The following is a 10,309-nucleotide window of genomic DNA, read 5'->3' on the forward strand; positions in this document are numbered from 1 at the left end:
CGGCCCGGCGGCACCGGGGCGCCCGGGGCCGGGGGCAGGGCGAGCCGGTCGAGCCGGTCGCGCAGCGCCGCGTCCTGGGCGTCCCGGCCGGTGAGCGGTGCGGGGTGGAAGGCGGGCAGCAGGTGCCGCCAGGCGAGGTCGAGGTAGTCCTGCATGCGCTCGGTCGCCGAGGTCGCGGCGATCACGGCGTCGTGCTCGGGCAGCACGAGACAGAACTGCCCGTAGGCCCCGTCGCCCCGGTATCCGTGCCGGGACATCCAGAAGTGGTAGCCGTAGCCCTGGTCCCAGTCCTGCCGCTGGTCCCCGCCCAGGGCGCCGGCGGTCGCGATGTGCGGGCGCGCGGCGCGGGCGGCCCAGCCCTCCGGCAGCAGCCGGCGCCCGTCGCGGACGCCGTCGTCGAGATACAGCCGGCCGAGCCGGGCGACCGCGTCCGTGGTCGCGTACAGCCCGCTGAAGCCGATCTCGCGTCCGGTGCGGTCGCGCACCCAGCCGGTCGGGCCTACGCCCAGCGGGTCCAGCAGCCGGGGCCGCAGGTACGCGGTGAGGGACCCGCCGGTGACCCGCTGGACGATCGCGCCCAGCGTGTAGGTGTTGGGCTGGTTGTAGGCGAAGTGGGTGCCCGGGTCGCGGTCCGGCGGGAGGAGCAGGAATCCGCGCACGGGCTCGGCGGGGTCCCGGGCGTAGGCGGCGTCCACGGTCTCGCCCTCGTGGCCGCTGGCCATGGAGGCCAGGTGGCGGACCCGCATCGCCCGGCTGCGGGGGTCGGTGACGTCCGCCGCGAACTCGGGGAAGTAGGAGATCACGGGAGCGTCGAAGTCGATCAGGCCGTCGGCCTCTGCGAGGGCGGCTGCGGTCACGGTGAAGTTCTTGCTGAGCGAGTACAGCAGGTGCGGGCGGCCGGCGGCGAACGGCGCCCACCAGCCCGAGGCGACCAGTTTCCCGTGCCGGAGGATCATCAGGCTGTGGGGTTCGATGTCGGGGGCGGCTTCGAGGGCGTCGAGGAAGGCGTGGACACCTGCGGCGTCCACGCCCTGGGCGGCGGGTGCGGAGGTGGGCAGCGGATCGGCACTCATGCCGCGATCCTGCCCGGCCGCGGCCGGGTGATCCACCGTTTCCGGACGGGGCGGACGGGGACCCGGACATCATGGTGCAGATCGGATACACGATGATGACCGAGCAGGCCGGGCCGCGTGAGCTGGTCGACCACGTGGTGCGGGCCGAGGAGGCGGGCTTCGACTTCTCCGTGACCTCGGACCACTACTTCCCGTGGCTGCGCGCCCAGGGCCACTCCCCGTACGCGTGGAGCGTGCTGGGGGCCGCCGCCCAGGCCACCTCCCGCATCCCGCTGATGTCGTACGTGACGTGTCCGACGTTCCGCTACCACCCGGCGGTGGTGGCGCAGAAGGCGGCGACCGTGCAACTGCTGTCGGAGGGCCGGTTCCGGCTGGGGCTCGGGTCGGGCGAGAACCTCAACGAGCACGTGGTGGGCGGCGGCTGGCCGTCCGTCGACGTGCGGCACGAGATGCTCGAGGAGGCGGTGGAGATCATCCGCGCGCTGTTCGAGGGCGGCCACGTCAACCGCCGCGGCACGCACTTCGACGTGGAGTCGGCCCGGTTGTGGGACCTGCCGGACCAGCCGCCCCCGATCGGTCTCGCGGTCTCCGGCGAGCGCTCCTGCGCCCTCGCGGGACGCCTCGCCGACCTGGTGATCGCCACCGAGCCGGAGGCCGGGCTCCTCGACGCCTTCGACCGGCACGGCGGCACGGGCAAGCCGCGGGTGGGCCAGCTCCCGGTGTGCCACGACCCCGACCGGGAGGCGGCCGTGCGCCGGGCCCACGCCGAGTTCCGCTGGTTCGCCGGCGGCTGGAAGGTCAACTCCGAACTGCCGCACCCGGACTCCTTCGAGGCGGCCACCCGGTTCGTGCGGCCGGAGGACGTCGCCTCGACCATCCCCTGCGGCGACGACCCGGACGACTTCGTGGAGGCGGTCCGCCCCTACGCGGAGGCGGGGTTCACGGAGATCGCGCTGGTGCAGGTCGGCGGCGAGTCGCAGCCCGCCTACCTCGACTGGGCGGAGAAGACGCTGCTCCCGGCCCTGCGGAACGCCTTCGGCTGACCCGCGGGCCCCCTCCGGCGCGGGCCGGCCGGAGATTCACCCGGACGACTGAGCATCTCGGCGGGATGCGGGGTACTAGAGGGCTCTACGTCGGTACGCGTCCCGGAGGCCCTTTCGTGAACCCGATCGTGCACAAGACCCTGGTGGTGGAGCTCCAGGCGGGCGACTCGGACCGCTTCCCCGTGCTCGCCCACCTGAGCTACGACCCCGCCGACCCGTTCGCCGTCACCGTGGTCTTCAGTCACGACGGCCGGGTCCTGGCGCGCTGGCAGCTCGACCGCGAGATGGTCGCGGACGGCCTGCTCGGCCCGGTGGGCGTCGGGGACGTGCGGCTGTCGCCGCAGGCCCGGGGCGTCGGCCGGGAGCTGCGCATGGAGTTCCTGGGCGAGCCCCGCCCGGACGGGGGCCGGCACCACGCGGTGGTGTACGCCTGGGCGGAGACGGTCGGCGAGTTCCTCGCTCAGACCCGGCGGGTGGTGGCGCCGGGCCAGGAGGACGCCGGCGTCGACGACTTCCTGGCGGACGTCCTCGCCGGACGCTGACCGGCCCCCGCCCCGCAGAGCACGGCGCGGGCGCGGCTCAGCGTGTGGTGTGCCGGTAGCGGGCGTACAGCGGCAGCCCGAACCAGCACAGCAGGTACCAGAACACCACCCCGGCCACCAGGTACGGGACGAAGCCGTCGTGGGTGGCCACGCGCAGGATCAGCAGCAGGGACGCGCTGGTGGTGGCGAGCAGCAGCAACAGGCCGAGCAGGGTCAGCCCGGACGCCAGCCGCACCGCCTGGGCCTTGATGCGCCGCCCGGAGACGAGGCGGTGCAGGGAGACCGGTGCGATGAGCGCCCCGGTGGCGCAGGCGCCGAGGACGACGGTGACGATGTAGATGGTCTGATCGGTGTCGGACAGATCGTCGTACTTCGGCGTGAAGACGACGGTCAGCAGGAAGCCGAAGAGGATCTGCACGCCCATCTGGGCGACGCGGACCTCCTGGATCAGCTCGACCCACATCCGGTCCGCTCTCTCGTCCTCGGTCTCGTTGCGCCCTCTGCGCCTGACCTCGCCCTGCTCCGCGTCGGACACGCCGCCTCCCGGTGTCTGGGGCCCGCCTTCCCCTCGGGTTCCCCGTCCACGTCGGCTTTCCCCGCGCCGCCCGCCACCGGTTTGGCGGCCGGGGGCGCGGTTACACGGACGGCTACGACACCGAGGCCGGGAGGTTGTGGAGCCATGTCCGATACCCAGCTCACCGTGACGCTGAGCGGCGGGGGCGTCGACGACGCACGCGCGGTCGTCCGGGTCCTGGAGGGGACCTTCGGGGCGTCGGACGGGCTCCCCTCCGACGACCGGGCCACCGTGCGCACCGCCACGTTCGGCGCGGAGGACCACGGGGAGGCCGGGCCGGGGAGCACGGGCGCCGCCCGGCTGGCGGCGCCCGTGGAGGTGACGGTGCAGGGCACGCCGGAGGCGGTGCGCCGGGCGAGCGACACCCTCGCGGAGGCGTTCACCGTCCGCGACGACGGGGCGTCGGCCGGCGACCAGGAGCAGGAACGGCAGCTGCTCCTGGAGCCGTGAGCGTCCGTCCTTACCAGCGGGACTCCACGTGGTCCCGGATGCGCCGGGCGTAGAGGTCGTCGATCGCGTCGAGCGTCTGCCGCGACAGCTCCGGCAGGCGCGCGGCGACGGCGTTGGCCCGCGCCTGCTCCGGGGAGCGGGCGCCGGGGATGACGGTGGTGACGCCCGGCAGGCCGGCGATCCAGCGCAGCGCGAGCTGGGCCGGGGTGTAGCCCTCGGGGGCCAGCGCGGCGAACTCCGCGGCGGCCTCGACCCCGGTGGCGTAGTCGACCCCGGAGAACGTCTCACCCTGGTCGAAGGCCTCGCCGTGCCGGTTGAAGGTGCGGTGGTCGTTCTCGGGGAAGACCGTGTCCTTGGTGTACTTGCCGGACAGCAGGCCGGAGGCGAGGGGGACGCGGGCGATGATGCCGACACCGGCCTCGCGGGCCGCGGGCACCACCTCGCGCAGCGGCTTCATCCGGAACGGGTTGAGGATGATCTGCACGCTCGCCACGTTCGGCCGGGCGATCGCCGCCAGCGCCTCGGCGCAGGTCTCCACGCTGACGCCGTAGGCGGCGACGCGCTCCTCCTCGACCAGGGTGTCGAGGGCGTCGAACACCTCGTCGCGGGAGTAGACGGCGGTGGGCGGGCAGTGCAGCTGCACCAGGTCGAGCCGGTCGACACCGAGGTTGCGGCGCGAGCGGTCCGTCCAGGCGCGGAAGTTGTCCAGGACGTAGTTCTCCGGGATCTGCTCGACCCGGCGTCCCATCTTGGTGGCGATCAGCACGTGCAGGTCGGGCCGGCCGCTCACGAAGGACGCGATGGTCTGTTCACTGCGGCCGTCGCCGTACACGTCGGCCGTGTCGAAGAAGGTCACCCCCGACTCGGCGGCGGCCTCCAGGACCGCGAGGGCCTGCTTGTCGTCCACGTCGCCCCAGTCGGCGCCGAGTTGCCAGGTACCGAGTCCGATCACCGAGGCGTGCTGACCGGATCGTTCGAAAGTGCGCTCGTCCATGCGGCCAGTCTGTCATCCGTGCCGGTCGGCGCGGTGCTGAGCCCGCCGGGCCAGCCTCGGACCGGCCCATCGCTTGAACCGCCGCAGGGGCTCCAGGCGTCCGGCCGCCCGGTCGAGCCGGTAGTACAGCTGGGGCGGGACGTACGGCAGCAGGGGTGAGTGGCGCTGGCCGAGCAGGGCGAACATCTGCTCCGGGGGGAGGCCGATGTAGCGCGGGAGGTCCGCGTACCACCGGGCGCTGTGCCGGGCGGCGCTCTGCGCGGGCAGCAGGGCCGCCCGGCGTTCGCGCTCGTAGCGGTCGAGTGCGCGGGGCACGTCGGGCTGGTCGCGCAGGGCCGCGGCGAGAGCGGCGGCGTCCTCCAGGGCGAGGCTGGTGCCCGCGCCGACGGAGTAGTGGGTGGTGTGGGCGGCGTCGCCGACCAGGACCAGGTTGCCGCGGTGCCAGGTGCGGTTGGTGACGGTGCGGAAGGTCTCCCAGCGGGCGGCCCCGCCGGTGCCGGTGCGGCCGGTGAGGGGGTGGCCGTCGAGGACGTCGGCGAAGATCTTCTCCAGCAGGGCGAGTCCGTCGGCCTCCCCGGCGCGGTCGAGTCCGAGGCCGGTGAAGGTGCCGGGGCCGCACTCGATCACGCAGGTGCTGCGGCCGGGCCCGTAGGGGTAGCCGTAGCACCAGATCCAGCCGTGCTCGGTGCGCACGAAGGAGTGGGTGAACGCCTCGAAGACCTTGGTGGTGCCGAGCCAGATGTAGGGGTGGGGACCGGTGGTGAGGCGGGTGCCGAAATGGTCGGCGTGGCGGGTGCGCAGGGCGCTGTGCACGCCGTCGGCGGCCACCACCAGGTCGGCGTCGGGCAGCCGGTCGGCCGGGATCTCGCTGCCGAAGGCGAGGTGGACGCCGAGACCGCGGGCGCGGTCGGCGAGCAGGTCGAGCAGCCGGTGGCGTCCGATGCCGTGCCCCTGGTCGCCCCGGTGCCGCGTGGTCAGGTCCCGCTCCTGGTCGCGGACGTGGGCGACGCCCTCCCGCCAGTGCACGGAGTGGGCCTCCATGGCGCGCGCCGACTCCGGGTCGTGCGCGCGCAGGCGCTCCAGCAGGGGCCGCCAGTAGGTCACGCCCCAGCCGTAGGTGGAGCCCTCCGGGCCACGTTCGTGGACGGTGACGTCGTGGGAGGGGTCGTGGAGTTTCAGCAGGACGGAGAGATACAGACCGGCGGGCCCGCCGCCGACGCAGACGACCTTCACGCGCACCTCTGGGGGGACTCTGGGATGCCCGGAAAACCGGACATGACGGACAGCGGTCGGATGCGCACGCAGAGTAGCAGGCGGGGGCGGGGGATCCACGGGTCCGCGATCGCGTCATCCTCACGGCGTGACGGACGCCACGGCACGGGCGACGGCGGGCCAAGGATCGGCGCGCCGGGCGCCGCGCACGCAAGGAATTGCCCGTTCCGCCGCGCTCCGCACCCCGGGCACAGCAAGATCATCTTCGTTCAACTCTGTACCGCATGGGATGAATTGCCCGGATCGTAGCCAACCGGTCCGTGGGGATTTCTCCGGTGACCGGCGGACCCGGTAGGCATGCGGGGTCCCCCCACGCATCCGCCCCGCCCAGGAGGTCCCATGCCCGAACTCAGCCGTCGCCGTGCGCTCACCGCCGCCGCTGCCCTGACCGTCACCGCGGGTGCCGCCGCGGCCCACGGCACCACCGCGCGCGCCGCCGCCGACGACGACCACGGTCACCACTCCTCCCCCGACTCCTTCGACGAGGTCTACAAGGGCCGCCGCATACAGGGCCGGCCGGCCTCCGGCGGCGGGCACCACCATCACGGCGGGCCCCCGGTCGCGGTGTTCGTCGACGGGGTGGAGCTGCACGTGATGCAGAACGCCGACGGCACCTGGATCAGCGTGGTCAGCCACTACGACCCGGTCCCCACCCCGCGCGCCGCCGCCCGCGCCGCGGTCGACGAGCTGCAGGGCTCCCCGCTCCTGCCCTTCCCCGCCACGAGCGCCACCGCCGCAACCACCGCCGCCAACTGAACCGTGCCGTCCGCACGTTGGGAGCACCACCGCACATGACCGTCCGCAAGAACCAGGCGTCGCTGACCGCCGGGGAGAAGCGCCGTTTCGTCGCCGCCCTGCTGGAGCTGAAGCGCTCCGGCCGCTATGACGCGTTCGTCTCCACCCACAACGACTTCATCGTCTCCGACACCGATCACGGCCCGCGCACCGGCCACCGCTCCCCGTCGTTCCTGCCCTGGCACCGGAGATTCCTGCTGGAGTTCGAACGGGCCCTGCAGTCGGTGGACGCGTCGGTGGCCCTGCCGTACTGGGACTGGACCACCAACTCCTCGGTGCGGTCCTCCCTGTGGGCGCCCGACTTCCTCGGCGGCAGCGGGCGCAACCGGGACGGCCGGGTGACGGACGGCCCGTTCGCCGCGTCCACCGGCAACTGGCCCATCGCGGTGCGGGTGGACGAACGCACCTACCTGCGGCGGGCCCTCGGCGCGGGCGGCCTGCGCCTGCCCACGCGGGCCGACGTGGAGTCCGTGCTGTCCATCCCCACGTACGACATGCCGCCCTGGAACAGCGGGTCGGACGGGTTCCGCAACCACCTGGAGGGCTGGCGGGGCGTCAATCTGCACAACCGGGTGCACGTCTGGGTCGGCGGGCACATGGCCACCGGGGCCTCCCCCAACGACCCGGTGTTCTGGCTGCACCACGCCTACATCGACAAGCTGTGGTCCGAGTGGCAGCGCCGGCACCCCGGGTCCGGCTACCTCCCGGCCACCGGCACCCCGGACGTCGTCGACCTGGACGAGACGATGCGGCCCTGGCACGACACGACCCCGGCCGCGCTGCTGGACCACACCCCGCACTACACCTTCGACGCCTGATCAGGCGCTGCGGGCCGTCCGGCACTCCGGGTGGCCCCAGCCGCCGTCGTTCCGGGCGATGGGCTCCCCCGCCGCGTAGGAGCGCCCGCACACGCAGCGGCCGGGGAACTTCGCCTTCAGGGTGCGGGCGGAGCCGCCCTTGCGCGTCCCGGCCGCGCCGGCCCGGCCCGGTTTTCCGCGCCGGGCGGCGCCGGAGGGCGGGGTGTCCGGGGCGGGCGGCGGCTCCGGTGAGCCCAGCTCGCTGCCCGCGTCCTCCTGCTCGGTGGCCGCCCGGCTCGCGGCGCGGTCGGCGAAGTCGTTGAGCGGGTCCCCGTCCACCTGGTGGGCGGGGACGTAGCGGAACTCGACCGACCGGTCCCGCAGGAGCTCGTCGATGCGCACCACGAGTTCCTGGTTGGCGACCGGCTTGCCGGCCGCCGTGCGCCAGCCGTTGCGCTTCCAGCCGGGCAGCCAGGTGGTGACGGCCTTCATGGCGTACTGCGAGTCCATCCGGACCTCGAGCGGCACGGCGGGGTCGGTGGCCGCCAGCAGCCGTTCCAGGGCGGTCAGTTCGGCGACGTTGTTGGTGGTCCTGCCGAGCGCGCCGGCGTGCCAGCGCACCGGGGTCTCCGAGTCGTCGGCGATCACCCAGGCCCAGCCGGCCGGTCCGGGATTCCCCTTCGACGCGCCGTCGCACGCGGCCACCCATCGTTCACCCATGGCCCCGATCATGCCACGGCCGCCGTGCCCTCCCGCGCGGCCCTTTTCCGGGCGCGGGCCGGTGCCCGGTCCACGTCAGTCCACGTCGGCGGTGTCCGGGAAGGTGCCCTCGGTGGTGGTGATGTCGATCACGGAGAAGTTCGCGCCCTGCGGGTCGCTGATCGCGGCGAACCGTCCGAAGGGCGTCGTCATCGGCCCGAACCTCAGGATGCCGCCCAGTTCGGCGGCCCGCGTCACGGCGGCGTCGCAGTCGGGGACGGTGAAGTAGACGTTGATGTAGGGCGGCACCTCGGGCGGGAAGTCGTCGGTCATCCGCATCCGGCCGAGGACGCTCTGCTCGCCCAGGTCGTAGATCCGGAAGTCCATCTCGTCCGTCAGCTGCTTCTGCCGGTAGGAGAAGACGGCGGGGAAGAAGGCGTCGGAGGCGTCCGGGTCCCGGGTGTAGACCTCCGCCCAGCAGTAGGCGCCGGGGACGGCCATCGCCTGGAACCCCTCGTGCGTACCGGCCTGCCAGACGCCGAACACGACCCCGCCGGGGTCCCGGGCCAGGCACATCGTGCCGAAGTCACCGACCGGCATGGGGTTCATCAGCAGCTCGCCGCCGTGCTCCCGGATCCGGGTGGCAGCGGCGGCTGCGTCCTCGGCGGCGATGTACAGGCACCACTGCGAGGAGCCCTCCTGTCCGGGCATGGGCGGCACGACGGCCGCCACCGCTTTCCCGTCCACGTACGCCTGGGTGTAGTTGCCGTACTCCGACGACGTGTCGCCGAAGGTCCAGCCGAGGACCTCTCCGTAGAACCTCTTCGCTCCCTCGATGTCGTTGAACATCGCGTCGGCCCAGCAGGGGGCTCCCTCGGGTTGTACGGCCATGACGGCGACCCTCTTCCGCACGGGCGATCGGTCCGGTTCTCCACGCTAGCCACGGCCGCCCCGCCGCGCGCGCCGAGTGGCCGGGAGACGGTCTTCCGCCCTCGGCCGCTGTGTGCTTGCCTGAGGGCCGTTCGCCGGCCGTGGTGGGAGTCGCCCTGTGCGCACAGCGTGGATCGTGGGTGGGGTGCTGTGCGCCGTGGTGCTCGGCGGGTGCGGGGACCCGGAGTCGGAACCGGCGGCCGGCCCCCCGCCGTCCGCGTCGCCCGCGGCGCCGGCCACCACGCACCAGCGGCCCGCCGCCACCGCCTCCGCCGGCACGGCGCCGGCCACGGTGGACGCCGCGCCCGCACGACCGCCGTCGGTGCTGTACCTCGGCGACTCGCTCGCCATGGAGAGCCGGCAGGTGCTCGGGCGCGAACTGCGCGCGGACCTGCGTGCCCGGTACACCAGCGCCCCCTACTCGGGCACCACCCTGTGCGACTACCTGGAAGGGACCCCCGGCCGCTCCCTGGTGCCGGCCGCGGACAAGGCGGCGGCGCTGGTGCGCCGCGTGCGGCCGGACTACGTCGTGCTGCAGTTCTGGGGCAACGCCTGGGACTACACCCCCTGCATGAAGGGCGTCTCCCACGCCACCGCCAAGGAGGCGTACTTCCGCCGGTACGCGGCCGACGCGCGGCGGCTCACCGAGCAGATCCACGCGGCGGGCGGCGCCGGCCGGCCCCGCATCGTGTGGGTGCTGCAGGGCCCCGACCCGATGACGCCCGACCGGGTCCGCCGGGTGAACGCGCTCTACCGCGAACGGGCCGCCGCCTCCGGTGACCTGGTCGCCGACGCGGGACGGTCGGTGAGCCCCGAGGGCGGGCGGTACACCTGGGCGCAGTATCTGCCCTGCACCGCCCACGAGCGTTCCCACGAGGGGTACTGCACCCAGCCCGGGCGGGACCGGACGGCCCTGCACCGGGACGACGACCACCTCCATTTCTGTCTGGCGCCCACCACCTCGACACCGAGGCCGTGTCCGGTGACCTCCCCCGGGATCGTGCGCATCGCCCGGGAGATCACCCGCGCGATCGGGGAGCACGCCCGCGCCTCCGGCTGACCCGCACCCGGGCCGGCGGGCGCGGGTCAGCCGGAGGCGCGGGCTGCGCACGGGAGCGCGGCGGGAAAACCGTTCGACCG

The 10,309-nt window shown here is 73.9% G+C and carries 12 protein-coding genes; 6 read left to right on the forward strand and 6 right to left on the reverse strand.

The annotated features are described in order from the left end of the window. Positions 1–1,073, reverse strand: a 1,073-nt coding sequence (locus G3I53_RS06270) for a serine hydrolase domain-containing protein (RefSeq protein ID WP_164438095.1), incomplete at its 3' end; no start/stop codon positions are given. A 71-nt stretch (positions 1,074–1,144) separates the two neighbouring features. On the opposite strand from G3I53_RS06270, the gene G3I53_RS06275 reads away from it, so the two are divergent. Together G3I53_RS06275 and G3I53_RS06280 are read left to right on the forward strand one after the other, a co-directional pair. Further along, positions 1,145–2,116 (forward strand): LLM class F420-dependent oxidoreductase, encoded by a 972-nt coding sequence (locus G3I53_RS06275; RefSeq protein WP_031102012.1) that lies wholly within the window; start codon positions 1,145–1,147, stop codon positions 2,114–2,116. 116 nt (positions 2,117–2,232) lie between these two features. Beyond that, complete coding sequence (locus tag G3I53_RS06280) at positions 2,233–2,658, forward strand: SsgA family sporulation/cell division regulator (RefSeq protein ID WP_164336334.1); 426 nt, start codon at positions 2,233–2,235, stop codon at positions 2,656–2,658. A 37-nt stretch (positions 2,659–2,695) separates the two neighbouring features. On the opposite strand, the gene G3I53_RS06285 is transcribed toward G3I53_RS06280, so the two are convergent. Continuing rightward, positions 2,696–3,193: a DUF6328 family protein gene (locus G3I53_RS06285; protein WP_031102010.1), complete on the reverse strand. Its 498-nt coding sequence runs from the start codon at positions 3,191–3,193 to the stop codon at positions 2,696–2,698. Positions 3,194–3,337: 144 nt separating this feature from the next. Between G3I53_RS06285 and G3I53_RS06290 the strand changes: the two genes are divergently transcribed. Then, positions 3,338–3,682 (forward strand): hypothetical protein, encoded by a 345-nt coding sequence (locus tag G3I53_RS06290; protein WP_164336332.1) that lies wholly within the window; start codon positions 3,338–3,340, stop codon positions 3,680–3,682. 10 nt (positions 3,683–3,692) lie between these two features. Here the strand turns inward: G3I53_RS06290 and G3I53_RS06295 are convergent, their stop codons facing one another. Beyond that, a complete protein-coding gene (locus G3I53_RS06295) occupies positions 3,693–4,676 on the reverse strand; it encodes an aldo/keto reductase (protein WP_164336330.1) in 984 nt (327 codons plus the stop codon). 12 nt (positions 4,677–4,688) lie between these two features. Continuing rightward, a complete protein-coding gene (locus tag G3I53_RS06300; protein WP_164336329.1) occupies positions 4,689–5,915 on the reverse strand; it encodes an FAD-dependent monooxygenase in 1,227 nt (408 codons plus the stop codon). 372 nt (positions 5,916–6,287) lie between these two features. On the opposite strand from G3I53_RS06300, the gene G3I53_RS06305 reads away from it, so the two are divergent. Together G3I53_RS06305 and G3I53_RS06310 are read left to right on the forward strand one after the other, a co-directional pair. After that, the gene (locus G3I53_RS06305; RefSeq protein ID WP_164336327.1) at positions 6,288–6,704 is read left to right on the forward strand and encodes a tyrosinase cofactor; all 417 of its coding nucleotides are present in this window, start codon (positions 6,288–6,290) and stop codon (positions 6,702–6,704) included. Between the two features lie 35 nt (positions 6,705–6,739). Further along, a complete protein-coding gene (locus G3I53_RS06310; protein WP_164336325.1) occupies positions 6,740–7,561 on the forward strand; it encodes a tyrosinase family protein in 822 nt (273 codons plus the stop codon). Here the strand turns inward: G3I53_RS06310 and G3I53_RS06315 are convergent, their stop codons facing one another. Beyond that, the gene (locus G3I53_RS06315) at positions 7,562–8,272 is read right to left on the reverse strand and encodes a ribonuclease H (RefSeq protein ID WP_031102004.1); all 711 of its coding nucleotides are present in this window, start codon (positions 8,270–8,272) and stop codon (positions 7,562–7,564) included. Positions 8,273–8,335: 63 nt separating this feature from the next. Then, positions 8,336–9,130 (reverse strand): VOC family protein, encoded by a 795-nt coding sequence (locus G3I53_RS06320; protein ID WP_164336323.1) that lies wholly within the window; start codon positions 9,128–9,130, stop codon positions 8,336–8,338. 157 nt (positions 9,131–9,287) lie between these two features. Between G3I53_RS06320 and G3I53_RS06325 the strand changes: the two genes are divergently transcribed. Then, positions 9,288–10,229, forward strand: a complete 942-nt coding sequence (locus tag G3I53_RS06325; RefSeq protein WP_164438096.1) for an SGNH/GDSL hydrolase family protein — start codon at positions 9,288–9,290, stop codon at positions 10,227–10,229. Positions 10,230–10,309 lie beyond the last annotated feature (80 nt).

This window comes from Streptomyces sp. SID14436 (assembly GCF_010548465.1).
Taxonomy (GTDB): Bacteria; Actinomycetota; Actinomycetes; order Streptomycetales; family Streptomycetaceae; genus Streptomyces.

Excerpts from the sequence above, each read along its gene's own strand:
- G3I53_RS06290 (WP_164336332.1), top strand. The coding sequence starts at position 3,338 with ATGTCCGATACCCAGCTCACCGTGACGCTGAGCGGCGGGGGCGTCGAC.
- G3I53_RS06275 (WP_031102012.1), top strand. The coding sequence starts at position 1,145 with ATGGTGCAGATCGGATACACGATGATGACCGAGCAGGCCGGGCCGCGT.
- G3I53_RS06320 (WP_164336323.1), bottom strand. The coding sequence starts at position 9,130 with ATGGCCGTACAACCCGAGGGAGCCCCCTGCTGGGCCGACGCGATGTTC.
- G3I53_RS06310 (WP_164336325.1), top strand. The coding sequence starts at position 6,740 with ATGACCGTCCGCAAGAACCAGGCGTCGCTGACCGCCGGGGAGAAGCGC.
- G3I53_RS06305 (WP_164336327.1), top strand. The coding sequence starts at position 6,288 with ATGCCCGAACTCAGCCGTCGCCGTGCGCTCACCGCCGCCGCTGCCCTG.
- G3I53_RS06295 (WP_164336330.1), bottom strand. The coding sequence starts at position 4,676 with ATGGACGAGCGCACTTTCGAACGATCCGGTCAGCACGCCTCGGTGATC.
- G3I53_RS06315 (WP_031102004.1), bottom strand. The coding sequence starts at position 8,272 with ATGATCGGGGCCATGGGTGAACGATGGGTGGCCGCGTGCGACGGCGCG.